Here is a 25,532-nt window from a genome sequence, read left to right on the forward strand (position 1 = left end):
AGCATGGTCCTCACGTCACGAGGGAGACCACCCCATGCTGCTCAACGAAAGCCTCGCCACCCGCAGCAAGCCGCGCCTGAGCGTGCGGCTTGCCGATAACCCGCAGGACATCCGCCGCGCCCAGAAGCTGCGCTTCGACGTGTTCGCCGGCGAAATGGGCGCTCGCCTGAGCTCCCGCCACCTCGGCATCGATTGCGACGACTACGATGCGTTGTGCGCCCACCTGATCGTCGAGGACGCCACCAGCGGCATGGTGGTCGGCACCTACCGCATGCTGCCGCCGGCGGCGGCGCGGCGCGCCCCCCGCCTCTACTCCGAGCACGAGTTCGACCTCGGCCGGCTGGCGCACGTGCGCGACCGCCTGCTCGAGGTGGGCCGCTCCTGCGTGCATCCGGACTTCCGCTCCGGCGCGGTGATCGCGCTGCTGTGGGCCGGACTGGCCGACTACGTGCAGCAGCAGGGCTGCGATTACCTGGCCGGCTGCGCCAGCGTCAGCCTGGCCGACGGCGGCCACCAGGCAGTCAGCCTGTACCGCCAGATCGAGGCCAAGCACCTGGCGCCGGCGGAATGGCGCGTCACCCCGCACCTGGCGCTGCCGCTCGACCGCGTGCGCGACGACGCCGCACCGGCGCCGCTGCCGCCGCTGATCAAGGGCTACCTGCGCGCCGGTGCCTTCGTCTGCGGCGAGCCGGCCTGGGACCCGGACTTCAACTGCGCCGACTTCTTCATGCTGCTGCCGATGGACCGCCTCAACGGCCGCCACAGCCGCCACTTCGTCGGCTGAGACCTACCCATCGCTCCCACAGGTTGGCCGAAGCCGCTTCGGCCAACCTTTTGCGCCTGGGGCGATGAAAGCGCGCGCGCCAGGGCCTACAATGGCGCCATGCAGCCCTACACCTTCACCCCCATCGGCCTGATCCGTTCGCCGTTCAAGGAAAAATTCGGCATCCCGCGCCAGCCGGCGCTGGCCAAGTCGGCCCGCATGACGCTCCAGCTGCTGCCGCCGTTCGACCAGCCCGACACCGTGCGCGGCCTCGAGGCGTTTTCCCACGTCTGGCTGCAGTTCGTGTTCCACGACACGCTGGCGCGCGGCTGGTCGCCGCTGGTGCGCCCGCCACGCCTGGGCGGCAACGCCAAGGTCGGCGTCTTCGCCAGCCGTTCCACCCACCGCCCCAACCCGCTCGGGCTGTCGCTGGTGCCCTTGCTCGGCATCGACACCACCGACGGCGTGACGCTGCGGCTGGCCGGCGCCGACCTGCTCGACGGCACGCCGGTGCTCGACATCAAGCCCTACATCCCCTTCGTCGAGGCGGTGCCCGACGCCCTAGGCGGCTTCGTCGACGGCCCGCCGCCGACGCTGACGGTGCGCTGGAGCGACACCGCACGGCAGCAGCTCGCCAGCCAGCCGGCCGCGCCCGAACTGGCCGCCCTGATCGAGGAGGTGCTGGCGCAAGACCCGCGCCCGGCCTACCAGGACGACCCAGAGCGGGTCTACGGCGTGCGCCTCTACCATAGCAACGTGCGCTTCCGCATTGCCGCCGGCGTCGCCGAAGTACTTGAAATCGCCACCGTCGCCCCGAACTAACGGATGTTGCATTAGTCATATCGAGGCAACACACCCCCTCTCACTGGAGAAACAGACATGACACCGCGTGCGAAGACGACCGTACTCGCCTTCACCCTGGTTACCCTGCTGGCGGCCCCGTTCAGCGAAGCCGCCCGCCTCGGCAAGAGCCGCAGCTCCGGCATGATGCGCTCGGCGCCGACCCCGTCCTACCAAGCCCCCGCGCCGCGCCCGCTACCGAGCGCACCGGCGCCAGCCCCGGTCAAGAAAGGCCCGGGCATCGGCACCGCCATCGCCGCCGGTGCCGCCGGCGCCGCCGCCGGCTACATGCTCGGCTCGGCCATGCACAACAACAACGCTCCCGCCTCGGCGCCGGCCACGCAACCGGCCGGTTCCAGCATTCCGTGGGGCACCATCGCCCTGCTCGGCCTGCTGCTGGTCGGTGGCCTGATGCTGTTCCGCCGCAAGGCCGGCAATCCGGCCAGCCAGCTGCCGCAAGCGGCCGGCATGCCGAATGGCATGGCCCAGGAAGCGGCCCGCTTCGAGCCGATTCCGAAGATCGGTTCCGGTTTCGGCACGGCGCCGTCGTACGGCGGCGCGCCGCTGGCGGCTTCCAGCCTGGCCCGCCTGCCGGACGGCACTGAAACGCCCAACTTCCTGCGCCAGGCCAAGGCCACCTTCCTGCACCTGCAGAGCCTGAACACGCCGGACAGCCTGGAAGAAATCCGCAAGTACCTGACCCCGGACCTGTTCGAGGCCCTGCGCGCCGACATCGCCGGCAACGACGACGTGGCCGACTTCCCTCAGCTCGATTGCCAACTGATCGAGGCGGTCGAAGAAGGCGGCCGCTACATCGCCAGCGTGCGCTTCTCCGGCAGCGTCAGCGAGACGGTCAACGCCGCCGCGGTACCGTTCGGCGAAACCTGGCACTACGTCAAGGACAAGAACGGCAGCCGCTGGCTGCTGGCCGGCATCCAGCAAGACTGAGCGGTCTGAATCGCCAAACAGAACGGGCGCCAAGCGGCGCCCGTTTTTCATTTGCCCCCCGACTGGGCTAGACTGGAATACCGTTTGCTTGATAGCGCAGACAGGAACCAAGGATAGTGCTCGATGACCCTCTCTGCCCCCCCGACACCCAGCTTTGCCGGCCTGACCCTCGGCAGCCACTTCCAGCCGATCTACAGCTTGCCGCACCGCCGTACCGTGGGCATGGAGGCGCTGCTGCGCGCCAGCCGCGACGACAAGCCGCTCAACCCGATTGACGCCTACCAGGGACTCGACTCGCTGGAGCAGCGCCACCAGCTGGACCTGGCCGTGTGCCAGCACCACATCCGCGGCTTCAACACTTTCCCGCACGAAAACCGCTGGCTGTTCCTCAACATGGACGCCGCCTCGCTGGCGCAGCCGGCCCATGCCGAAGCGCTGGCCAGCAGCATCCTCCAGGCCGGCCTGCCGCCCTCCAGCGTGGTGCTGGAAGTCCCCGAGCACGCGCTGGAATCGCAGGAGCGGCTGATCGACTGCGTCAAGCTGCTGCGCCAGGCCGGCTTTCTGATCGCCATCGACGACTTCGGCGTCAACCACTCCAACCTGGACCGGGTGTGCATGCTCGAGCCCGACCTGGTGAAGTTCGACCGCAACCTGCTCAGGAGCGCGGCCAACCAGTCGCGCACGCGCAACCTGCTGCCCCGTCTGGTCCACTTGATGCACGAAATTGGTGCACTGGTGGTCGAGGAAGGCATCGAAACCGAGAAGGACGTGCTGATCGCGCTGGAATCCGGCTGCGACCTGGTCCAGGGCTACTACATCTCGCGCCCGCACGAACAGCCGGAAAACGATAGCGTGATTACCCCGCGCATCGATGCGCGCTGGGACGAACTGATGGTGCGCGAGCTGCTCAAGCGCAAGCTGACGCGGCGACAACTGGAGCTGGCACGGCAATCCTTCGTGCAGACCGCCATCGCGCTGATGCAGGGCACGCCGTTCCTGCACGCCGCCACGCCGATGCTGAACATGCCGGACGTGATCCGCTGCTTCCTGCTCGACAGCGCCGGCCGCCAGATCGGCCAGAACCTCAACTCGCTGCAGCCGCCGGCGCCGGAAGACCCCAAGCTGGCCCCGCTGACCGACACCACCGGGGCGATCTGGTCTCGCCGCGCCTACTTCCAGCACGCCATCGACCAGCCCGGCGTGCTGTACATGAGCGATCCCTACCTGTCGATGACCGACACCCGCAACTGCGTGACGCTGTCGATGGCGATCGAGATCGACGAGGCGATGCACGTGCTGTGCGCCGACGTGCTGGTGACGCGCAACTGAACGGATCGGCCCTGCCGACGCAAAAACGGACCGCCACGCGGTCCGTTTTTCATGGTGAAACCGTGCCGCCTCAGGGCTGCACTTCGCTGATGTATTCGAACAGCGTCACCACTTTCTGTACCCCGGAGGTCTGGCTCACCACCTTGGCAGCGGCCTCGCCCTCGGCCTGGGTGACCAGGCCCATCATGTAGACCACGCCGCGCTCGGTCACGATCTTGATGGTCTGCGGCGAGAAGCCCTTGCCGTCGAACAGGCGGGTACGAACCTTGGTGGTGATCCAGGTGTCGTTGTTGCGCTCGGACAGCGCCGAGGAACCTGCCACCACGGTATGGTTGTAGACCTTGCGCACGTTGGGCGTGCCGCGCACGATCAGCTCGGCCTGCTCGCGTGCCGCTTCCGAGGGCACTTCGCCGCTCATCAGCACGGCACGGTTGTAGCTGGCGATGTTGACGTGGGCCGAGGGCAGCTTGGCGTTCACCTGGTCGGAGGCCTTCAGCTCGATGGCCTGGTCATCGATATAGGCCCCGCTGGTACGGCGATCGGTCGCCACCGCCGCCCCCGCCGCCGCGCCGCCCACCACGAGCGGCACGCAGGCGCTCATCCCCACGCTCAGCAGGGCAACGCTGGCCAGCAGCACGAGTTTGCGTCGCATATCATTCTCCTCCCAGCAGCATGTAGTCGATGGCGTCGCACAGGGCGTGGATCAGCAGGATGTGAACTTCCTGGATACGCGCGGTACGCGAAACCGGCACGTTGAGCTGGATGTCGTCGGCGCTGAGAATCTCGCCGATCTTGCCGCCGTCCTTGCCGGTCAACGCGATCACCCCCATGCCACGCTCGTGGGCGGCGTAGATGGCCTCGATGACGTTGGCCGAATTGCCCGAGGTGGAAATCGCCAGCAGCAGGTCGTTGGTATGGCCCAGCGCGCGCACCTGCTTGGAGAACACCATGTCGAAGTCGTAATCGTTGCCGATGGCGGTCAACGCCGAGCTGTCGGTGGCCAGCGACAAGGCCGCCAGACCCGGGCGCTCCTTCTCGAAGCGGCCGACCATCTCGGCGGCAAAGTGCTGGGCGTCGGCCGCGGAACCGCCATTACCGCAGGCCAGAATCTTGCCTTCGTTCATCAGGCAGGCCACCATCCGTTCCGCCGCGGCGGCGACGGCCGGCGACAGCTGCTCCATCGTCTCCTGCTTGGCCGCGATGCTTTCCAGAAAGTGTCCGTTGACGCGTTCGATCAGGTCCATGTCCATCCTTTTGTATCCGACGTAGCTTACGCCAGTATGTTCTTGAGCCATTCGGGGGCTCCGTTACCGTGCGACAGCACGGCGTCAAAGCGGCAGGGGGCGTCGATACCCCTGGAACTGAGGTAGACCCCTGCCGCCAGCGTGAGTTTCCGCAATTTGGCCGACGTAATGCTGGCGCCGGCGCCGCCGAAGCGCTGATCGGCACGGTGGCGCACCTCGACGAATACCCAGTATTCGCCCTCGCGCATCACGAGGTCGATCTCGCCGCCCTTGCACTGCCAGTTGCGTTCGACCAGCCGCAGCCCCTGCTGCTGCAGGAAAGCCAGCGCCCGGTCTTCTGCCTGCCGGCCCAGTTCGTTCATTGCAGGCCACCCGCGCCGAGCACCGCCAGCGGCAGCTGGCGGGTGAACTGGCGGTCGCGCCCGAGCTGGAGGTCGCCGGTCACGCCGTCCAGACGCAGCGCAGCCGGACTCGCCTTGGGATTGGCCAGCAACACTGCCAGCCGGTAGGCGTCGATGCCCAGCGCGTAGAGGCGCTCGGTCTGCATCGTCAGCGCGCCCTCGGGACGCGGGTAGCGTCTGACCGCCTCGTGCTGCGGCAGCAGGAACCACGGCATGTCGATCAGACGCACGTTGTTGAGCGCCGCCGGCGGATGGCGGCTGTTCAGCTGCGAGGTGGCATACACCGGCAGATCGGCAGGCAACGCCTGCTTGACTCCCGCCGCCTCGCTATCGTCGACGGCGAGAAATACCGCGTCACCCTGCGCCGCGGCGGCCGATAGTGTCGCCTGATCGGCACCAGCCAGCTCCACCACCCGTGGGCTCTTGCCAGCCAGCGCCTGCCAGCGCTCGGCGAAGGCCTTGCGCAGCCGTGCCGACAGCGCATCTTGCGACGCCACCAGCAGCGGGTTGCGCCGTCCGTCGTCGTACATCATCCCGGCCATCTGCTGCGCCTCGCCCTCGACGACCAGGGCCAGGCTGTAGAGCTTGGGATTGGCCGGCATGCCGCGATCCAGCGCGTTGAGCGCCAGCGTCGGCACTTTCACCAGCGGCGCCACGGCGGCAATAGCGGGCCGCGTCAGCGGGCCGATCACAACGTTGACGCCGTCGGCCAATGCCGTCTGGTAGCGTGCGGCCACGTTGTCCTCGTCCGCGGCCACCACCACCACGTCGGCCTTGTCGTCGACCGCGGCGGCGGCTTCGATGCCCTGGCGCACCACCTCGGCGGCTTCGCCGAGACGGGCGGACCCGAGCGGCAGCAGCACACCGATGCGCGGCCTGGCACGCGGCGCCGGCGCGACGACGGGCTTGGCCGCGGGGACGGCCACCGAGTGCGGTGCGCTGGCTGCGGCTCTGGCCTTGAGCGGCGCCGCGTTGAGTTGGATGATATAGTCCGGTACCTGTGCTTGGGCCACGCCCAGCCAGGCCGTCAACACGCCAACCAACAGCGAGGCCATTCTTTGCATACGTCGTTTGCTCACTTGCTTGAATCTGCTCGGGAAAGTTTTACTCGCGGCACATTATATGTGGTGGCCACGCCCATTGGAAATCTGGCCGACATCACCGCCCGCGCCCTGGCCGCCTTCAGCGTGGCGGATGTGATCTGCGCCGAGGATACCCGTGTGACCGGCCACCTGCTGTCGGCCTACGGCATCAGTGCCAAGCTGGTGAGCCTGCGCGAGCACAACGAGCGCGCCATGGCCGAGCAGGTGATCCGCTGGCTCGGCGAAGACAAGATCGTGGTGCAGGTGTCCGATGCGGGCACCCCGGCCGTGTCCGACCCCGGCGCCAGGTTGGCCGAAGCGGTGCACCACGCCGGGCGGCGCGTGTGCCCGATTCCCGGCCCGTCGGCAGTGGTGGCGGCGCTGTCGGCCAGCGGTCTCTCCGCGACTTCCTTCCTGTTTCACGGCTTTTTGCCGCCCAAATCGGGCGAGCGGCGCCGGGTGCTGGCGGGCTGGCGCAATGCGTCGTTCTGCGTGGCCTGCTACGAGGCGCCGCACCGCCTGCTCGACACCCTGGAGGACATCGTCGTCGAACTGGGGCCGCAGCGGAGGCTGATGCTGGCACGTGAACTGACCAAGACCTTCGAAACCATACGCCATCTGCCGGCCGGGGAGATGCGGGACTGGGTGGCTTCCGACAGCAACCAGCAGCGTGGCGAGATCGTGCTGATCATCGACGCCGCGCCGCCGCGGGATGAACCGGAAGCCCTGGACGAACAGACCCTGCACACGCTGGCGGTGCTGGCCGCCGAGCTGCCCACCAAGCAGGCGGCGACGCTGGCGGCGCAGATCACCGGCGCCAACCGCAAATTGCTGTACGACCGCGCCCTTGCGCTGAAGAACGCGGACAAGGACTGACGCGCCACGCATTTACAAGCTCGATGGCATTGGGTAAACTGCCTTCTCTTTCCTGCCCGGGTGGCGAAATTGGTAGACGCAGGGGACTCAAAATCCCCCGCCGCAAGGTGTGCCGGTTCGAGTCCGGCCCCGGGCACCAAAGCCTTACTAGATAAGGCTCGCAGGAAAACACGATCAAGCGCCGCAAGGCGCTTTTTTGTTGCCTGCCGCCTGCCGGTTCCGACACCCTGCCCTCTGCCAGCCGCCCTGCCCGGACCACTAGAGATGCCCGGCACCGCCGGGGAAACCGGCCCAACCGATCCTCTTTCCAGCCGCCCGGCGCCGCCCATGTGCGCCGGTTGCGCAGGCGCTCACCCCTCGCGTCGTGCCGCCGGCGGTGCCTGCATCTCCGACAAGCCGGCGGCCGCCTGTTGCACGTCCGCCGGGAAGTCCTCGAACTCCTGCACCTGGCGGATTTCGATTACCTCGTTGGCCGAAGCCGGGCAGCGCTTGGCCCAGTCGATGGCTTCTTGTCGCGACGCCACCTGGATCATCCAGTAGCCTCCGATCACCTCCTTCACCTCGGCAAAGGGGCCGTCGGTGACCGTGGGCTGACCGCCTTCGAACGAGACGCGCGCGCCCATCGAGGGCGGGTGCAGGCCGTCGAGGGCGAGCAACACGCCGGCTGTTTGCAGCGCCTCGTTGTACTTCATCATCGCCGCCACGGCCTCGGCACTCGGCATGGCGCCCGGTTCGGCGCTCTCGTAGCCCTTGGGAATCATCAGCATCATGAATCGCATCGCGTTGCTCCTTGGATGGGTTGCACAGGGAGCACGCCGCCAACGGGGTCAACCGGTCGGGTTAGCGCTCCCCGGCATGGCGATGGGGGTACGACAGAATCGACACTCACGCCGGCACGATGATCATCCACGACACGCCGAAGCGGTCGGCGACCATGCCGAAGCACGGCGAGAAGAAGGTCGGGCCCAGCGGCATCTGCACCTGGCCGCCTTCGCAAAGGGCCGCGAAGCGCTGCTCGGCCTCGCGCTGATCGGCCACCGACAACGACAGGGCAAATCCCTGGAAATTCGGCTGCCCCTGGCAACGGCCGTCGGAGGCCATCACCACGCTGTCGCCGATGCGGAAGCTGACGTGCATCACCTTGTCCTCCGACCCCGGCGGCACCCTGCCCGGTGGCAGTGGCTCGGGGCTGTCCTTGATGCGCATCAGCATCTCCACTTCGGCACCCAGGGTGCGACGATAGAACTCGACCGCTTCTTCGCAGCGGCCATCGAAAAACAGATAGGACTGGATTTGCATGACGTCTCCTTAGGGAGAGATCGAAACGATACGGGGATGTGCCGGGGCGAGGGATTCCCGGGGCAAGCGGCACTACGGCTGGCATGGTAGCGACGGGCAAGCTCGACCCGGATCAGGCCAGCTCGAAGCGCTCGACTCACGGCTCGCCGGCGAGAGGTCAGCGCCGTGCGTCCTGTGCCAGGCACTAACTATAGACGGTGAAAATGACAGTTGGCTGACTGAATTCAGGCGGAGCAAACGGCGACTCTACTCAACATGGCACGGCCGCGCATGGAACATTTGCCCGGCAGAGCGCCCCGTATTCAGTTGCGGGCGGGTGCCATGCTGAAACTTTGGACACCGTCGAAACGCGATAATTCTTCCGCCAGTTCCGACAGCGAAGCGCCCTCGTTCTTGTTCAGTACCGTGGCGGTGAAATGCCACTCCGGCTGACCGTCCTGGTAGCTGATCGACAGGCTGCTGCCGGCGATCTCGTAGCCGCGCTCCAGCGCGGCTCGGCGCAGGGCGTGTTCCTGCGGCACGAAGCCCTTCTGGAAGCGCAGCACCACGCCAATGGCGGGATGCGAGGGCAGCCATTGTTCCAGGCGCGAGACCAGGATCATCGACAGCGCGCAGATCACGGTGAGCAGGATGGCGGCGGCGTAGAAGCCGATGCCCACCAGCACCCCGATGGCGGAGCAGGCCCAGATCGAGGCGGCGGTGGTCAGGCCGCTGATGTTCAGGCCGTCCTTCATGATGACCCCGGCACCGAGAAAACCGATGCCGGTGACGATGCCCTGGATCACCCGGGTGGGGTCGCCGCTGCTACTCATCATATGCCCGCCGTACCAATACCCCGGATAGCCGACCACCACGGTCAAGGCCGCCGAGGCCATGCACACCAGACCGTAGGTGCGCATGCCGGCGGCACGGCCGCGATAGGCCCGCTCGTAGCCGACGACGATGCCGAGCAACAGCGCGCCAACCAGGTTGAGCACGATCACGACGTTGACGTCGACCGAGGTTTCGGTCCAATAACCGGCAAACAGCGGGAGGGAGAGGAGATTCATGGCGATCAGCGTGGCACCGTGGTGTGAAGAGTCGAATTGTATACTGCCCATCGTCGCTCCCGGCGCCGGCCAAGGCGAGTCGTGCACCTCACACGATTTTGCAGTGCACCCAGGCGTCTTCATCGACGCCATAGAGGGCGCACAGCCGGTGGTAGCCGTCGGCGATCACCACCTTGCCGTTTGCCTCGTCGCGCACCAGCAGCAATGGCGAGAGACCCTCCCCCTTGCGAATCTTGGACCGGTCCTTTTCAACATGGGAATTACTGATGCCGAGCAGGGAGAGCTGAGAGGCACGGAAGATGTCCTTGGCCCTGAACTGCACCAGGGGCGCCGCCTGCAGGTGTTCCACCACCTCAGCCACGCGGTCTTCACGCCACAGCAAGGCAAGATAGGAGGCGGCGGCGGCATAGTCATGCTCTTCCACATCGGTCAGCCAGATGATGTCGGCAGTCGAAGGTTTTGCCATTGGGGACTCCGTTTGCGCCCGGTCTGGTGATGCGCCTGTGCATGCCCGTCTTGGCAAGGCACGGGCGGGCCTTGTAGGCTGATACTCTACACTCTCTCCATCCTGGTTCTGCGCGCCATGTTCCGCATCCTGCCCGACGACGATTGCCTGATCGATTCGCACTGCCACCTCGACGCGGCGGAGTTCGACGGCGTGCGTGACGAGGTCGTGGCCGAGGCGGTCGGGCTCGGCATCGGCCAGATTCTGGTGCCGGCCGTCAACCAGGCCACGTTCGCCCAGACGCTGGCGATGCGCGAACGCTACGGCTGCTGGCTGGCTTTCGGGCTGCATCCGGTCTACCTGTCGCAGCACGTGGATTCGCACCTGGCCGAACTGGAACACAGGTTGGCCGAAGACCGGCCGCTGGCGGTGGGCGAAATCGGGCTCGACTTCTACCTGCCAGACCTCGACCCGGCGCGCCAGGAAGCGCTGTTCGTGGAACAGCTCAAGCTGGCACGCAAGTATGGCCTGCCGGTGGTGCTGCACGCACGCCGCTCGCAGGACCGGCTGCTGAAATACCTGCGCCAGGTGCCGGTCGTCGGCGGCATCGTCCACGCCTTCAACGGCAGCGAGCAGCAGGCGGCGGCCTTTCTGGCGCAGGGGTTCAAGCTGGGCTTCGGCGGCGCCATGAGCTTTCGTGGCTCCCAGCGCATCCGTCGGCTGGCCGCCACCCTGCCCTTGTCCGCGCTGGTACTGGAAACCGACGCGCCGGACATGCGTCCGGAATGGGCGCAAGAGGAACCCAATCGGCCCGCCAACATCGCGCGCTACGCCGGGCTACTGGCCGAACTGCGCGGCACCACCGCAGAGGCGGTACGCTCGGCAACCCGTCGCAACACGCTGGAGGCGCTCGGGCTCGGCTGACCTCGATGGCCCGGCCGTGCCCGTCCGGGGAGACGGCCTGCGGTCACGCCGGCCACCCGACAAAAAAAAACGCCCCCGGTGTGAAGTGCGTGCAACACGGGGGTGTCCAGAGAAAACAGCAGGAGGAAATCAGCCGCTCTTCTTGGTCGTGCTTTTCTTGGCGGGCGCTTTCTGCGGTTTGGTGGCTTCGGGCACGATGGCCGGCGGTGCATCCATCGTGGTGGAGGCCCCCAGCGTCACCGGCTGGATGGCATTCTTGTCGATGGTCGCACTCGGCACCAGCGAGGTATCGCAGGCCTGCCACTCGTCGGACGGGCTGCCGTCGAACGTAAGCGATTCCTTCGGCTTGACCTCCAGCGTTTCCAGCAGCAGGCCGGAGCTGGCCAGTTGCCGCGCTTGCGCCAACAGCAGGTCGCTCTCGGCATTGACCACGGCGCGCTTGGCGTCGTACAGCTCGTTCTCGCTGTCCAACAGGTCGAGCAGGGTACGCTGGCCGATCTCGAACTGGCTGCGGTAGGCGTCGCGCGCTTTCTCGGTGGAGAGCGAATGCAGGCGCAGCGGGTCGATCTGCTCGCCGATGCGACGGATGTCGTTGTAGGCGATCTGGACCGTCTGGTGGATGTCGCGACAGGCCTTCAGCTGCAGGTCGCGGGTTGCCTCGCGGCGCTCGGCGGAGGCCCGCAGTCGGGCGCGATCGGCTCCGCCACGGAACAGGTTCATGTTGAGCACCACCTCGATCACGCCGATCTTGTGCACGCCCCCCACACCATCCAGATTGTTGGTGCGTTCATACTGGGCGCGCAGGTCGGCGGTGGGCGAGAAGGCGCCCTTGCGCACGTCGACCTCGGCCGTAGCGGCGCGCACGCTCTCCACGGCGGAGAGGTATTGCGGGTTGCGCTGGAAGGCCTGCTTGAACATGTCGCTCGGCTCCTGCTTCGGAATCGTGAACGGCGCCGGCTTGCTCAGACTCATCGGCGGCGGCATGCCGACGATGCGGGTGAAACGTACCGTCACGTCGTGCAGGTTGGCTTCTTCGGTGATGAGGTTCGATTCTGCCAGCGCCAGACGACCGGTGGCCTGTTCCAGGTCGACGCGCCGCCCCACCCCGGCCGCGACCTTCTGCATCAGCTGCTGGTGAATCCCCTTGTGCACGGCGTAGTTGTACTGGGCCAGCTCGAGCAGCTGGCGGTAGCGCAGCACATCGAGGTAGGCGCGCGTCGCTTCCAGTGCCTGGTTCTCCGACTCGGAGAGGAAGTCGAAATAGCTGGCACGCCGGGTATGGTCGAGCTGGCGCACCAGGTTCACGGTGGAGAAGCCCTTGAACAGGTTCTGCTGCAGCGCCGCCGACCAGCCATAACGGTCAAAATCCTGGTTGCCCCCCGACAGCGGCGGCTCGTTGTGGTCTTCATGGGCGTACTTGTAGTTCACGTCGACGATCGGGAAGAACTCGGAACGGCCGATGCCGATTTCCTCGGTAGACTGGCGGAAAGTGCGCCACTTCACCTGGACCTCAGGATTGTTCACCACGGTATTCTCTACGGCGCTTCTTAAATCGGTCACTTCGGCACACAATGCTCCACTAGCAAAGCCCAGGCCGAGCAACGCAAGGCATATTTTTCGCAGTTTCATGGCTACGTCCTATTATGAAGATCAGTTAAGTGCTGCAAGCTCGTCTACGTCACATGCCCATTGCAACCAGGACAACGCCAGATGGCACTTTGTCATAGCCGACACCGTCGCAACGCCCAGCCAGGTCCTCGGACATGGAGAGCGCGGTCGACCCTGCTGATCTGGGCAATCATCAGTCTGGTCTCGGCTTGCGCAACGCCGAAAAGTGACGCTGCGCTGGATTTTTCCCGGCAATTCCAGGCCATCCAGAAATTTGGCCCACGTGGAATCGAGAACTACGAAGCATGGCGATCGCTTATCTCTGTTTTAGGAAATCGTACTGAAAATGCCAAGGTAATTGAGGTCAACGGTTTTTTTAATCGCCGCATCCTGTTCCGCGACGACACAATCGTCTGGCATCAGGACGACTACTGGGCCACGCCGATCGAGACTCTGGGCAAGGGGGCCGGCGACTGCGAGGATTTCGTCATCGCCAAGTACATGACGCTGACCTTGCTGGGCATCCCCGCCGCCAAGTTCCGGCTGACCTACGTGCGTGCCTTGCTGGGCGGGCCCGGCAGCACCCTCAGCCAGGCGCACATGGTGCTGGCCTACTACCCCACCCCGGAGGGGGAGCCGCTGGTGCTGGATAACCTGATTACCGACATCAAGCCCGCCTCGCAGCGCCCCGACCTGGTGCCGGTCTTCAGTTTCAACAATGATGGCGTGTGGATGCCCGGCAACAACGCTCGCCCGGCCGGCAACGTGCAGCGTCTGACGCGCTGGATGAATCTGCAGGAACGGATGCGGGCGGAAGGTTTTTGACATGGCGGCGAGACCGGAGGGAGGACAATGAAACGAGCCCACATGACGCTGATCGAACAGGTCTGGCTGCTGGTGGCGATGACGCTGTTCACCACCGTCCTCGCCAGCCTCACGGTCAGCCTGCTCACCGCGCGCGACTACCTGTCGCAGCAGCTGTACGCCCAGAGCGTCAGCGGGGCCAATGCCTTGGCGTTGTCGATCAACCAGTACCAGGCCGACCCGGCGATGAGCGAAACGCTGATCAACGCCACCTTCGACAACGCCCACTACCGCCTCATCCGCTGGACCGGGGTCGACGGCAAGACCCGCCTGGAACGGGTCAACCAGCAGCTGGAGGAACAGGTGCCGCGCTGGTTCCAGCAACTGCTACCGCTCAACCCCCGCCCGGCTTCGGCCAACCTCTCCAAGGGCTGGCTGCAGGCCGGCACCATCACCGTCGAGGCGCAAACCAGCTACGCCTGGATCGCGTTGTGGCAGGGCTCGCTGCGCATGCTGGCCTGGCTGTCGCTGGCGGCGCTGCTGACCGGCGCGCTGGCCACCGTGGGCATCCGCTACATTCGCCGCCAGCTCCACCAGGTGGTCCAGCAGGCCGAGGCGCTCAGCGAGCGCCGCTTCGTCACCATGGCGGAGCCCGGCACCCCCGAGCTGTCGGCCGTGGCGCGCGCCATGAATACGCTCTCCGGACGCATCAAGTCGATGCTGGACGAGGCCGCACGCCATATCGACCAGCTGCGTGCCGCCACCCTGTCCGACCCGCTGACCGGCCTGGCCAACCGTTCGCGCTTCGAAGAGCGCATGATCGGTGAACTGGCCGACCCCCAGGCCGCCGCCGAAGGCGAACTGATGCTGGTGCGGCTGCCCGACCTGGCCGAAGCCAACAAGCGGCTCGGCGGCGACGCGGTCAACCGCCGGCTCAAGCACGTGGCGTCGGAGCTGCAGCGGTCTGCCAGCGGCCAGACCGGCTGGCAGGCCGCCCGCCTGCGCGGCGCCGAGTTCGTGTTGCTGATGCCGGGAGCCGAACCACAAGCGGCAGAACGACTGGCCACCGAGCTGGGGGAGCGCTGGCAGGAAGCCAGCGATCCCTCCGCCGCCGGCTGGCGCGCCACGCTCGGCCTCACCCGCTATGCGCAGCACGACACCTTGCCGGCGATCCTGCTGCGCGCCAACGAGGCCGTGACCCTGGCCGAACAACAAAGCGGCAAGAGCTGGTGCCGCTACGACCCGGATGGCAGCACGCTGCCGAGCAGCGATTTCGACTGGAACAAGCGGCTGCGCGAAGCGCTGGCCGATCATGCCTTCCGCCTCGCCTTCTACCCGGTGGTGAATGGCGAGGGCGCCGTGATCCATCAGGAAGGCATGATCACGCTGCCACAGCACGGGGCCAGCACGCTGCGTGCCGGCACCCTCACCGCCCATGCCGCCCGTCTCGGCCTGAGCCCGGCGCTGGATCAGGAAGCCATCGAGCAGGCCCTGCTCTCGCTGGCCGGGCAGCGTGTCATCGCCGTCAACCTGAGCGCGCCCTCGCTGGATGTCCCCTACGCCTTCACCGAGACGGTACGTGACCGGCTGCAGGCCAGCCTGCCCCAGGGCAAGCTGGCACTGGAATGGCTGGAGCCCGGCCTAGCCGAACGCTGGCCCGCGTTTCAGGGCTTCTGCCGCTCGATTCGGCCGCTGGGCGTGCGCATCGGGCTGGAGATGACCGGCGAGCACTTCAACCTGCTGGCCCGGTTGCACGAGGTGTCACTCGACTATTTGGTGATCGACGGCGCGCTGATCCGCGGTGCCGAGAGCGACCCCGGCGCGCAGCTGCTGCTGTCCAACCTGCTGCAGGTGGCACGCATGCTCGACCTCGAGGTGTACGCCAAGGGCGTGACGACCTCGGCGGAGGGCAGCCAGTTGCTGCGCGCCGGCGTGGACGGCATCACCGGGCCGGGGGTGAGCGCGGCCTGAGCCGCCAGTCGTCCTCCCGGCAAAGAAAACGGGCCTCCGCAGGGAGGCCCGTGACGATGAGGCTGAATCGTCTCAGATGAAGTGGGTTTGCACGGTGTTTTCGACGTTGATCGTCACCGTCGAGCCGCTGACATCAAGGTGGAACTGGACATAATCCACCCCACCGATGTTGACCGTCGTTCCCGCCGGGGCCGTGGCCGGGTCGACAACGTCGATGTTCACCGCATCACCGCTCTGGCCACGCACAAACAGCGTGTGATCGGCGTTGTTGGTGAAGTTGAGCACATCCTCCGGCCGCAGCTGCAGTGTGGTATTGGTTGCCGCCCCGTTCATCTGCAACTGTTCGACATCGCTCAGCTTGGCGCCGGTCAGGTCCACCAGCCCGGCGGTGTCGAAGCGCACGGTATCCACCCCCTGGCCGCCATCGATGGTATCGCCGATACCGTAGATCAACAGATCGTTGCCATCGCCCCCCACCAGCACCGCATGGCCGATCGAGCCGTCCAGGGTATCGTCGCCACCGTAGCCGAAGACGTAGGGATGGCTCGACGTGGCCGTCAGGGTGTTGGCGCTACCATCTCCAAGCAGACTGACGTCGGACGGATAGAGCGTGGCGTCGATCTGGCTCGCCACGGTGTCGCCGTCGCCATCGCTCGCGGTAATCCCGAACGACAGGTCGATCGGCTGTGACGGCACCGTTTCGGAGTAGGAGAAGGCGCCCAGCGAGAAGGTGTGGGTGTCGGTGGCGCCGGCCACGTTCACCGCGCTGAAGGTATCGGTCGAGGTGATCTGGTAGCTCCAGCCATCGTGCATGCCGGTGATCAGGACGCTATTGCCGATATCGGTGATGGTCAGCCCCTGCGTGCCGTTGGCCACGACGTTGTGGTTGGCGTCGTAGATCGTGATGTTGGACACGCTGAGATCAAGCTGGCTTTCCCCGCTGTCCGTCGTGCCGTACGTCTGGTCGTTATCGGCCACGATCGCCGTCAGCGTCAGGTTGGCGGTCGCCGATGCGCTGCCGGTGATGTACACCAACTGCTCGAAGCCGGACACCGTATTGTGGTCGGTGTAGCTATAGCCGTTCTTGTCGACAACCAGCCCGTTGACGAAGTCCAGCCGCACATTGTCGGTGCTGCTGAGGCTCTGGCCGCCGCCGACCCCGATGTCATCCTGGTCGGTATTGACCGTGCCCGAGGTCGACGACAGGATCACGTCCTGCGTCGTCCCGCCGACATCCAGCAACCCCTTGATCGTGACGTTGCCGCCGCCGACGCTGGACAGGCTGGTGACTTCCACCGCCGCCGGGCCGCTCGACAGGATACCGAAGGTGGTCAGGGAGTAGCTGTCGGTGAGCGGATCGATATCGACGGTAAAGCCGATATCGCCCGTCGCCGTCTTGGCCACCAGGATGGTCTGGTCGGCCCCATAGAAGAGGAACAGATCCGCCCCGTCCAGCCGCAACTGATTGCCGTGCGCATCCAGCGCCGCCATGCCCTCGGTGATATTGAACACCACGTTGCCCAGACCGTCGGCACCGGTGTGGCCGGCAAAATTCAGCTCATCGGTGACGCTATGGCTGGTAGCGGTCTGGTCGACCATATGGGCGGTGTCCGGGGTGAAAACGGACGGCACGTCGTCGACGATGGTGATGCTGAGGGTGTCGGTCGCGCTGCTGCCGTCGACGTCCCGTACCACCACACTGGTGTTGTCCAGCAGGGTATTGTTGCCGTCGCCGCTGGCGTGCGTTTCCGCCGTGTTCAGCGTGTAGGTGTAGCTCACCACCCCGGTGGCCGGGTCGAACCCGGTGATGGTGATGGTGCTCCCCAGCGCCGTGGTGATGGTGGTGTTCGCCGTCAACGCGTTGTTGTCGACCACCTTCACCCCGCCGATGACGATTTCGTCCAGGCCGTCGGCCGCCGTCACCTTGAAGGTGCCGCTCACGCTTTCGGTGGTCGCGCTCGGGTCGCTGCCGATGCTCAGCGCCGCTTCGTAGACCGTGCCTTCGCCGCCCTGCGCCGCCGGCGTCAGGTCGCTGATGGTGACGCCGTCGTCGGTGCCGTTGATGGTGATGGTGAGCGTGCTGGCCGACGGGTCGCCGTCGGCGTCCTGCATGCCGTAGCTGAAGCTGTCGGTGAGGTGCTCGCCGGCACTCAACCCCTGCACCGTGGCGTTGCTGTTGTTCAGGGTGTAGGTGTAGCTGCCGTCGGCGTGCAGCGTCAGCGTGCCGTACAACCCGGCGATCGCCACGCCCACGTTGGCCGAAGCGCCGTTCACGCTGGTCACCGTGGCCGGGCTGTCGGCGCCCAGCGTGTCGTTGGTCAGCACGTTGGCGCTGGCCGTCAGCGTGCCGTCTTCGGTCACGCTCGCCGTGTCCGGATGGGCCGTCGGCACGTCGTCGACGATGTTCACGCTCAGCGTGCCGTTGGTGCTGCTGCCGTCCTTGTCCGTCGCCGTCACCGCCACGTTGTCGAACAGGCTGTTGTTGCCGTCGCCGCTGGCGTGCGTTTCCGCCGTGTTCAGCGTGTAGGTGTAGCTCACCACCCCGGTGGCCGGGTCGAACCCGGTGATGGTGATGGTGCTCCCCAGCGCCGTGGTGATGGTGGTGTTCGCCGTCAGCGCGTTGTTGTCGACCACCTTCACCCCGCCGATGACGATTTCGTCCAGGCCGTCGGCCGCCGTCACCTTGAAGGTGCCGCTCATGCTTTCGGTGGTCGCGCTCGGGTCGCTGCCGATGCTCAGCGCCGCTTCGTAGACCGTGCCTTCGCCGCCCTGCGCCGCCGGCGTCAGGTCGCTGATGGTGACGCCGTCGTCGGTGCCGTTGATGGTGATGGTGAGCGTGCTGGCCGACGGGTCGCCGTCGGCGTCCTGCATGCCGTAGCTGAAGCTGTCGGTGAGGTGCTCGCCGGCACTCAACCCCTGCACCGTGGCGTTGCTGTTGTTCAGGGTGTAGGTGTAGCTGCCGTCGGCGTTCAGCGTCAGCGTGCCGTACAGCCCGGCAATCGCCACGCCCACGTTGGCCGAAGCGCCGTTCACGCTGGTCACCGTGGCCGGGCTGTCGGCGCCCAGCGTGTCGTTGGTCAGCACGTTGGCGCTGGCCGTCAGCGTGCCGTCTTCGGTCACGCTCGCCGTGTCCGGATGGGCCGTCGGCACGTCGTCGACGATGGTGATGCTAAGGGTGTCGGTCGCGCTGCTGCCGTCGACGTCCCGTACCACCACACTGGTGTTGTCCAGCAGGGTATTGTTGCCGTCGCCGCTGGCGTGCGTTTCCGCCGTGTTCAGCGTGTAGGTGTAGCTCACCACCCCGGTGGCCGGATCGAACCCGGTGATGGTGATGGTGCTCCCCAGCGCCGTGGTGATGGTGGTGTTCGCCGTCAGCGCGTTGTTGTCGACCACCTTCACCCCGCCGATGACGATTTCGTCCAGGCCGTCGGCCGCCGTCACCTTGAAGGTGCCGCTCACGCTTTCGGTGGTCGCGCTCGGGTCGCTGCCGATGCTCAGCGCCGCTTCGTAGACCGTGCCTTCGCCGCCCTGCGCCGCCGGCGTCAGGTCGCTGATGGTGACGCCGTCGTCGGTGCCGTTGATGGTGATGGTGAGCGTGCTGGCCGACGGGTCGCCGTCGGCGTCCTGCATGCCGTAGCTGAAGCTGTCGGTGAGGTGCTCGCCGGCACTCAACCCCTGCACCGTGGCGTTGCTGTTGTTCAGGGTGTAGGTGTAGCTGCCGTCGGCGTTCAGCGTCAGCGTGCCGTACAACCCGGCGATCGCCACGCCCACGTTGGCCGAAGCGCCGTTCACGCTGGTCACCGTGGCCGGGCTGTCGGCGCCCAGCGTGTCGTTGGTCAGCACGTTGGCGCTGGCCGTCAGCGTGCCGTCTTCGGTCACGCTCGCCGTGTCCGGATGCGCCGTCGGCACGTCGTCGACGATGTTCACGCTCAGCGTGCCGTTGGTGCTGCTGCCGTCCTTGTCCGTCGCCGTCACCGCCACGTTGTCGAACAGGCTGTTGTTGCCGTCGCCGCTGGCGTGCGTTTCCGCCGTGTTCAGCATGTAGGTGTAGCTCACCACCCCGGTGGCCGGGTCGAACCCGGTGATGGTGATGGTGCTCCCCAGCGCCGTGGTGATGGTGGTGTTCGCCGTCAGCGCGTTGTTGTCGACCACCTTCACCCCGCCGATGACGATTTCGTCCAGGCCGTCGGCCGCCGTCACCTTGAAGGTGCCGCTCACGCTTTCGGTGGTCGCGCTCGGGTCGCTGCCGATGCTCAGCGCCGCTTCGTAGACCGTGCCTTCGCCGCCCTGCGCCGCCGGCGTCAGGTCGCTGATGGTGACGCCGTCGTCGGTGCCGTTGATGGTGATGGTGAGCGTGCTGGCCGACGGGTCGCCGTCGGCGTCCTGCATGCCGTAGCTGAAGCTGTCGGTGAGGTGCTCGCCGGCACTCAACCCCTGCACCGTGGCGTTGCTGTTGTTCAGGGTGTAGGTGTAGCTGCCGTCGGCGTGCAGTGTCAGCGTGCCGTACAGCCCGGCAATCGCCACGCCCACGTTGGCCGAAGCGCCGTTCACGCTGGTCACCGTGGCCGGGCTGTCGGCGCCCAGCGTGTCGTTGGTCAGCACGTTGGCGCTGGCCGTCAGCGTGCCGTCTTCGGTCACGCTCGCCGTGTCCGGATGCGCCGTCGGCACGTCGTCGACGATGTTCACGCTCAGCGTGCCGTTGGTGTTGCTGCCGTCCACATCGGTGGCGGTGACCGTCACGTTGTCGAGCAGGCCATTGTTGCCGTCGCCGCTGGCGTGCGTTTCCGCCGTGTTCAGCGTGTAGGTGTAGCTCACCACCCCGGTGGCCGGGTCGAACCCGGTGATGGTGATGGTGCTCCCCAGCGCCGTGGTGATGGTGGTGTTCGCCGTCAGCGCGTTACCCGAGACGATCGTGACCCCACCCACCGTAATGGTGTTGAGTCCATCGAGGGCGGTCACTGCGAAGGTGCCCGTGAAGCTGGTCGCAGCCCCCGGCGTGCTGCCGCCCGCCAGACCGGCCTCAAACACCGTACCCTCGCCGCCCTGTACCGCCGGGGTCAGGTCGCTGATGGTGACACCATTGTTCACCGAGAGGGCCGGCAAGGTGCCGCCCAGATCGTTCTGCTGTACGTTCGCGATATCGAAACTACCCACCAGTCCGATATCGGTCAGTCCCTCGGTGATGCGTACCAGGCGGATGAAGGTGAGCCCGCCATCCTCGCCACCGGCCCCGCTCAAGCCGGCTGCGGCTGGCGCCAAGGCCGCGAAGGGATCCTGACCAGACTCGAGCGCCTGCAGAATGGCATTGGTATCCGCAGCGGCCTGCTGATCCACCGACGGCGCCTGCAGCGCCGCTTCATGGGTATCGGGAACGGCTTGGGGATTGAGGATGGACTCGTCCAGGCCGACCAGCCGCCCGCCCTCGATAACCAGAGAGTCGCCGCTGGCCGTAAGCAGAACGGCGGAACCATCGGCATCCGCCACGATCCGCTCGCCAACGTGGACGATGTCACCCGCCTTGAGCAGACGTACTTCACCCTGGCCATTGATGACCCTGACGGAGCCGTGGACACTATCGACCTTGGCTTCGCCCGACACGGCGATTTCGCTGGAAACATGCGTCGTGATGGCCATGGTGCTTCTCCCTATACTCGATGAATGGATACCGTAAGCATAGGAGGCCGATCAACAAGTTCTTATTGTACTGAAGGGCAATCACCCGACTAACTTCGCACCTTCAGCAGCAATTGCAAACGGTCGGAAACATCGAGCTTTTCAAACACCGCGCTCAGGTGCGCCTTGACGGTGCGCTCACTGATGCCCATTTCTCGGGCGATGAGCTTGTTGCTGGCACCGGTCAGCAGTTGCTCCACGACCTCCTGCTCGCGCACGCTGAGCGCATCGCGCCAGCCATCCAGCGTCGGCTTCTCCGGGATGACACGGGACAGGGTGCCGATCATCTGCGCCATCAGCGCCGCGCCGACCCACACCCCGTCATTGAGGACAGTATCGACCATCAGCCGCAGCATGACCGCCGGCGACAACGTATGCCCGTAGCCGCGCACGCCAAGCCCGAACAGGTGCAGGCCCTGTTGCTCCTGCGGGGCATCGGCCAGCACCAGCGGCCGGCACCGCCGGGTGAGCGCTTGCCACTCCGCATCGCTACGCGGTGCATGCGGCCATGCCAGGTCCAGCAACAGGGGAACGGTTGGCGCCTCTCCAGCCAGTTGCCGGCCCAGGTGGTCGCCATCGTCCACTATCACCGGGTCGTCGTCGGCCAGTGCCTCCGTCCAGCGTTGGCACAAATACAGACTCGAGGTCGCGAGCAGGATCGTCACGGCCTTACCTCTCGGTCATGGCATAGCTATGGGCACGCAGCACCGGTTTGAGCAGATAGGACAGGATGCTCTTCTTGCCGGTCATGATGTCCACCTCGGCCACCATGCCCGGAATGATCGGGCGCGACACACTCCCCAAATAAGACTTGCGCGTCCGCACCCGCACCAGATAGAAGGCGTTGCCCTTGTCGTCGGTGACGGTATCGGCGCCGATCTGCTCCAGCGTGGCGTCGAGCCCGCCGTAGATCGCGAAATCATAGGCCGTGAAGCGGACGAAGGCTTTCTGCCCCGGGTGCAGGAAGGCGATGTCACGCGGCAGGATGCGCGCCTCCAGCAACAGCGTGTCTTCCGTCGGCACGATTTCGACGATGTCCTTGCCCGGCTGCACCACGCCGCCGATGGTGTTCACCAGCAGCTGTTTCACCGTGCCGTTGACCGGCGAACGCAACTCGGCCAGCTTCACCCGGTCGTTCAGCGCCACCCGGGTTTCGGTCAGGCTGCTCAGCTTCCCCAGGGTCTCGGACAACTCGGCGCTGGCCTGGTTGCGGAACGACAGCTCCACCTCCTCGATCTTGCGCTGCGCCTCGGCGATGGCCGCCTGGATCTTGGGAATCTGCGCCGCCGCCATGTCGCGCTCACCGCGGAAGCGACTGACATCACGTTCCAGCCGCAGCAGGTCGACATCGGACACGGCCCCGCTGTCCTTGAGCGGGCGGGTCACCTGCAGCTCCTTGGTGGTGTAGCCGAGCCCCTGCTCGGCCTGTTCCCGCCGCGCCCGCACTTCCACCAGCTCCTGGTTGCGCTGCGCCAGCTGCTCGCGGGCGATCGACACGTTGGCCTCGAGCTCGCGCCGTTTCGAACCGTACAGCTCCAGCTCGTGCGCCCCGATGTCGGGTGCTTCGCGTTGTACCTCGGGCGGCACCACGAAGGCCCGTCCGTCGGTGATGGCGCGCAGCCGCGCCGCCTTGGCCAACAGTGACAGGTACTGTGCGCGGTTCTCGTTGAGCGATGATTCGAAACGGGTGCTGTCGATCTTCAACAACAGCTGGTTCTTCTGCACCCGATTCCCCTCGCGCACCAGGATCTCCGACACCACCCCGCCGTCCAGGCTCTGGATGCGCTGAATCTGGCTGGAGGGCACCACCTTGCCCTCGCCGCGCGCCACTTCGTCCACCTGGGCCAACGACGCCCACACCAAACCGGCAAACACGATCGCCAGCAGCAGCCAGACAAAGAAGCGCGGCCGAACCGGCTGCTGCTCCAGAATCGCCCAATCGGCATCGGCGGCAAAATCCTGCCGCTCCCGCAGATCACGCGCACTGAGCCAGTCCAGCCAGCGCTCCAGCCAGGCCGGCCCCAGCCCCCCCTCCGCGCCCGATAGCCGCACCCGCAGCCAATGACGCCAACCGCGACCCTCGCTCATAGCCCTCTCCCCAGCCGCCCTTCCTTGAGCGCCTCCAGCACCTGCTGCTTCGGACCATCCGCCACCACCTGCCCCTGATCCAGCACGATGAGACGATCGACCAGATCGAGCAGCCCCGCATGATGCGTTACCAGCACCATGGTCCGTCCCTGCGCCAGCTTGGCCAGCGACTGCTTCACCTTGGTCTCGCTGGCGCTGTCCATATTGCTGGTCGGCTCATCCAGCAGCAGGATGCGCGGCGCGTTAACCAGTGCCCGCGCCAGGCACACCGCCTTGCGCTGTCCCCCGGACAGCGACTCGCCACGCTCGCCGATCAGCATGTCGTAGCCTTGCGGATGATGGTTGACGAAATCGCTCAGCCCGACCATCTCGGTGGCGGCAACCACGCTGGCGTCGTGGACGAAGCTCGACCCCATGGTGATGTTCTGCCGCAGCGAGCCATAGAACAGCAGCGGATCCTGCGCCGCATAGCCGACGTGGCGCCGCAATTCGGCTGGGTCGAGCTGCTGGATATCGATGCCATCGACCCGTACCGCCCCCTCGGTCGGCGAGTACAGCCCCATCATCAACTTCTGCAGCGAGCTCTTGCCCGAACCCACCCGGCCCAGCAAGGCCACCCGCTCGCCAGCCTTGATGCGGAACGACACATCCTTCAGCACCGCCTGCTGCGTGCCCGGGTAGACGAAACTGACGTTGTTGAACTCGATCTCACCGACAAACTGCACGCGGTGGAAGAAAGGCGTGTCACTGTCACGCTCCACCGGCATCTTCATCAAACCCTCCAGCGACGTCAGGGCGTTGCGCGCGTTGTGGTATTGCGTCAGGAGCCCAGCCACCTGCCCCATCGGCGACAGCGCCCGGCTGCTGAGCATCATCGCCGCGATCAGTGCCCCCAGGCTGGCGTCCCCATTGATGATGGCGTACACCCCGACGATCAGGATGCCGACCACGATCACCTGCTGCTGAAACGAAGCAAAGTGACTCGCCAGCGACGACAGCACCTTGAGCCGGGTTCCGATCTGGGCCAGGAACAACGTGGCCGCCTCCCAGCGCCGCTGCTGCTCGCCCTCGGCACACTGCGTCTTGATCGCCTCGAGCCCGACCAGAGCCTCCACCAGGTAGGCGTTGCGCTGCGCCGCCGCCTTGAAGCTGTCCTGCGTCAGCGACTGCATGCGCGGCTGAATCAACAGCGCCGCGCCGAGAATCAGCACCATCGCCAGAGACAGGGGCAGCAGGAACCACGGGGAGATCCAGGCGATCACTGCCATGAACAGCAACACGAAAGGCAGATCGACGAAGGCCGTCACGGTGGCCGAAGCGATGAAATCGCGCACCTGCTCGAAGGCACGCAGATTGGCGGCAAACGCGCCGACCGAAGCCGGCCGGGCATCGAAGCGCAGACCGACGACTTTTTCGAAGATCAGGGAAGACAGCATGACATCGACCCGCTTGCCGGCGATATCGATCAGGTAGCTGCGCGTCATGCGCAGCAGGAAGTCGAACAGCAGCACCAGCCCCAAGCCGAGCGCGAGCACCCACAGGGTATCGGTGGCCCGGTTCGGCACGACGCGGTCGTAGACGTTCATGGTCACCACCGGCGTCGCCAGCGCGAACAGATTCAGCAAGGTGGCCGCCACCAGGGCATCGCGGTACAGCGGACGGCACTCCAGCAGCGCCTGCCAGAACCAGTGGCGCGTGCGCACCCGGCCCAGTTCGGGAGCACGCGGTTCGAAGCGGAAACGGGGACGAACGAAGATGGCATAGCCGAGATACCGCCCATCGAGCTCTTCGCGCGCCATGGTCATCTCGCCGTCGCTCAAGGCACCCAGGCTGATACGGGCAGAGCCGTCATCGTTCCAGCCCCACAGCAGGCAGGCATCGTCGTCCTTGAGCAGCAATACCGCTGGGAGCAGATGCTGGTCTATCGTGTCGAGCGGGCGCCGGCTCACGCGCGAGGCGAGGCCGGTGCGCCGCGCGGCGCGACCGAACAAGGCCGGCGTCAGCCGATTGTTGGAGAGCGGGATGCCCGCCACCAACGCCTCGTGCGTGGTCGTCACGCCATGAATGCGCGTCAGCTGGAACAGGCATTCCAGCAGCGGATCCACATGCACAGACCTCGGAGATATCCCGATGTCCTTGATGGAAGCGCTATCCATCTCCTACCCCCTATTGGCCACAATCCCTGACT

The 25,532-nt window shown here is 66.1% G+C and carries 21 protein-coding genes and 1 tRNA gene; 9 read left to right on the forward strand and 13 right to left on the reverse strand.

Annotated elements, in window-relative coordinates:
• Nucleotides 1-34: 34 nt before the first annotated feature.
• The 4 genes from NH8B_RS18445 (at nucleotide 35) to NH8B_RS18460 (ending at nucleotide 3,880) form a co-directional block, all read left to right on the forward strand.
• A complete protein-coding gene (locus NH8B_RS18445; protein WP_014088605.1) occupies nucleotides 35-784 on the forward strand; it encodes a GNAT family N-acetyltransferase in 750 nt (249 codons plus the stop codon).
• A gap of 99 nt (nucleotides 785-883) precedes the next feature.
• Nucleotides 884-1,585: a tRNA (N6-threonylcarbamoyladenosine(37)-N6)-methyltransferase TrmO gene (gene tsaA, locus NH8B_RS18450; RefSeq protein ID WP_014088606.1), complete on the forward strand. Its 702-nt coding sequence runs from the start codon at nucleotides 884-886 to the stop codon at nucleotides 1,583-1,585.
• A gap of 57 nt (nucleotides 1,586-1,642) precedes the next feature.
• Nucleotides 1,643-2,551: a Tim44 domain-containing protein gene (locus NH8B_RS18455; RefSeq protein WP_014088607.1), complete on the forward strand. Its 909-nt coding sequence runs from the start codon at nucleotides 1,643-1,645 to the stop codon at nucleotides 2,549-2,551.
• Between the two features lie 123 nt (nucleotides 2,552-2,674).
• Nucleotides 2,675-3,880, forward strand: a complete 1,206-nt coding sequence (locus NH8B_RS18460; protein WP_014088608.1) for a sensor domain-containing phosphodiesterase — start codon at nucleotides 2,675-2,677, stop codon at nucleotides 3,878-3,880.
• A 70-nt stretch (nucleotides 3,881-3,950) separates the two neighbouring features.
• Here the strand turns inward: NH8B_RS18460 and NH8B_RS18465 are convergent, their stop codons facing one another.
• Genes NH8B_RS18465 through NH8B_RS18480 form a run of 4 tightly spaced genes read right to left on the reverse strand, consistent with a single transcriptional unit; the run spans nucleotide 3,951 to nucleotide 6,589 of the window.
• The gene (locus tag NH8B_RS18465; RefSeq protein ID WP_008952147.1) at nucleotides 3,951-4,532 is read right to left on the reverse strand and encodes a BON domain-containing protein; all 582 of its coding nucleotides are present in this window, start codon (nucleotides 4,530-4,532) and stop codon (nucleotides 3,951-3,953) included.
• A gap of 1 nt (nucleotide 4,533) precedes the next feature.
• Nucleotides 4,534-5,124: a phosphoheptose isomerase gene (locus NH8B_RS18470; RefSeq protein ID WP_008952146.1), complete on the reverse strand. Its 591-nt coding sequence runs from the start codon at nucleotides 5,122-5,124 to the stop codon at nucleotides 4,534-4,536.
• A gap of 26 nt (nucleotides 5,125-5,150) precedes the next feature.
• Nucleotides 5,151-5,486 carry a YraN family protein gene (locus NH8B_RS18475; protein WP_014088610.1) on the reverse strand — a complete coding sequence of 112 codons (336 nt, stop codon included), beginning with the start codon at nucleotides 5,484-5,486 and terminating at the stop codon, nucleotides 5,151-5,153.
• Complete coding sequence (locus NH8B_RS18480) at nucleotides 5,483-6,589, reverse strand: penicillin-binding protein activator (RefSeq protein WP_041703143.1); 1,107 nt, start codon at nucleotides 6,587-6,589, stop codon at nucleotides 5,483-5,485. Before NH8B_RS18480 ends, NH8B_RS18475 begins: the two co-directional genes overlap by 4 nt.
• Before the next feature lie 60 nt (nucleotides 6,590-6,649).
• On the opposite strand from NH8B_RS18480, the gene rsmI reads away from it, so the two are divergent.
• Both rsmI and NH8B_RS18490 read left to right on the forward strand, forming a co-directional pair.
• Nucleotides 6,650-7,483 (forward strand): 16S rRNA (cytidine(1402)-2'-O)-methyltransferase, encoded by an 834-nt coding sequence (gene rsmI, locus NH8B_RS18485; protein ID WP_014088612.1) that lies wholly within the window; start codon nucleotides 6,650-6,652, stop codon nucleotides 7,481-7,483.
• 54 nt (nucleotides 7,484-7,537) lie between these two features.
• Nucleotides 7,538-7,622: transfer RNA gene (locus NH8B_RS18490), tRNA-Leu, on the forward strand.
• A gap of 211 nt (nucleotides 7,623-7,833) precedes the next feature.
• On the opposite strand, the gene NH8B_RS18495 is transcribed toward NH8B_RS18490, so the two are convergent.
• The 4 genes from NH8B_RS18495 to NH8B_RS18510 form a co-directional block, all read right to left on the reverse strand.
• On the reverse strand, nucleotides 7,834-8,262 hold the full coding sequence (locus tag NH8B_RS18495) for a YciI family protein (RefSeq protein ID WP_014088613.1): 429 nt from the start codon (nucleotides 8,260-8,262) through the stop codon (nucleotides 7,834-7,836).
• A gap of 106 nt (nucleotides 8,263-8,368) precedes the next feature.
• Complete coding sequence (locus tag NH8B_RS18500; protein WP_014088614.1) at nucleotides 8,369-8,782, reverse strand: VOC family protein; 414 nt, start codon at nucleotides 8,780-8,782, stop codon at nucleotides 8,369-8,371.
• A gap of 302 nt (nucleotides 8,783-9,084) precedes the next feature.
• A complete protein-coding gene (locus NH8B_RS18505; protein ID WP_014088615.1) occupies nucleotides 9,085-9,882 on the reverse strand; it encodes an MgtC/SapB family protein in 798 nt (265 codons plus the stop codon).
• Nucleotides 9,883-9,919: 37 nt separating this feature from the next.
• On the reverse strand, nucleotides 9,920-10,297 hold the full coding sequence (locus NH8B_RS18510; RefSeq protein WP_014088616.1) for a hypothetical protein: 378 nt from the start codon (nucleotides 10,295-10,297) through the stop codon (nucleotides 9,920-9,922).
• Nucleotides 10,298-10,414: 117 nt separating this feature from the next.
• On the opposite strand from NH8B_RS18510, the gene NH8B_RS18515 reads away from it, so the two are divergent.
• Nucleotides 10,415-11,200, forward strand: coding sequence for a TatD family hydrolase (locus tag NH8B_RS18515; RefSeq protein WP_014088617.1), 786 nt, complete (start codon nucleotides 10,415-10,417; stop codon nucleotides 11,198-11,200).
• Between the two features lie 129 nt (nucleotides 11,201-11,329).
• On the opposite strand, the gene NH8B_RS18520 is transcribed toward NH8B_RS18515, so the two are convergent.
• Nucleotides 11,330-12,829 (reverse strand): TolC family outer membrane protein, encoded by a 1,500-nt coding sequence (locus NH8B_RS18520; protein ID WP_014088618.1) that lies wholly within the window; start codon nucleotides 12,827-12,829, stop codon nucleotides 11,330-11,332.
• A gap of 81 nt (nucleotides 12,830-12,910) precedes the next feature.
• On the opposite strand from NH8B_RS18520, the gene NH8B_RS18525 reads away from it, so the two are divergent.
• Nucleotides 12,911-13,633 carry a transglutaminase-like cysteine peptidase gene (locus tag NH8B_RS18525; RefSeq protein WP_008952136.1) on the forward strand — a complete coding sequence of 241 codons (723 nt, stop codon included), beginning with the start codon at nucleotides 12,911-12,913 and terminating at the stop codon, nucleotides 13,631-13,633.
• Nucleotides 13,634-13,660: 27 nt separating this feature from the next.
• Entirely contained in the window at nucleotides 13,661-15,583 is a 1,923-nt protein-coding gene (locus tag NH8B_RS18530; RefSeq protein WP_014088619.1) for a bifunctional diguanylate cyclase/phosphodiesterase, read from the forward strand.
• Between the two features lie 72 nt (nucleotides 15,584-15,655).
• Here the strand turns inward: NH8B_RS18530 and NH8B_RS18535 are convergent, their stop codons facing one another.
• The 4 genes from NH8B_RS18535 to NH8B_RS18550 form a co-directional block, all read right to left on the reverse strand.
• Nucleotides 15,656-21,217, reverse strand: a complete 5,562-nt coding sequence (locus tag NH8B_RS18535) for a retention module-containing protein (protein ID WP_014088620.1) — start codon at nucleotides 21,215-21,217, stop codon at nucleotides 15,656-15,658.
• An 89-nt stretch (nucleotides 21,218-21,306) separates the two neighbouring features.
• A complete protein-coding gene (locus NH8B_RS18540; protein ID WP_014088621.1) occupies nucleotides 21,307-21,921 on the reverse strand; it encodes a helix-turn-helix transcriptional regulator in 615 nt (204 codons plus the stop codon).
• 4 nt (nucleotides 21,922-21,925) lie between these two features.
• Nucleotides 21,926-23,344: an HlyD family type I secretion periplasmic adaptor subunit gene (locus NH8B_RS18545; RefSeq protein ID WP_014088622.1), complete on the reverse strand. Its 1,419-nt coding sequence runs from the start codon at nucleotides 23,342-23,344 to the stop codon at nucleotides 21,926-21,928.
• Nucleotides 23,341-25,449 carry a type I secretion system permease/ATPase gene (locus NH8B_RS18550; protein WP_328268997.1) on the reverse strand — a complete coding sequence of 703 codons (2,109 nt, stop codon included), beginning with the start codon at nucleotides 25,447-25,449 and terminating at the stop codon, nucleotides 23,341-23,343. Before NH8B_RS18550 ends, NH8B_RS18545 begins: the two co-directional genes overlap by 4 nt.
• Between the last annotated feature and the right edge of the window lie 83 nt (nucleotides 25,450-25,532).

This window comes from Pseudogulbenkiania sp. NH8B (assembly GCF_000283535.1).
GTDB lineage: Bacteria > Pseudomonadota > Gammaproteobacteria > Burkholderiales > Chromobacteriaceae > Pseudogulbenkiania > Pseudogulbenkiania ferrooxidans.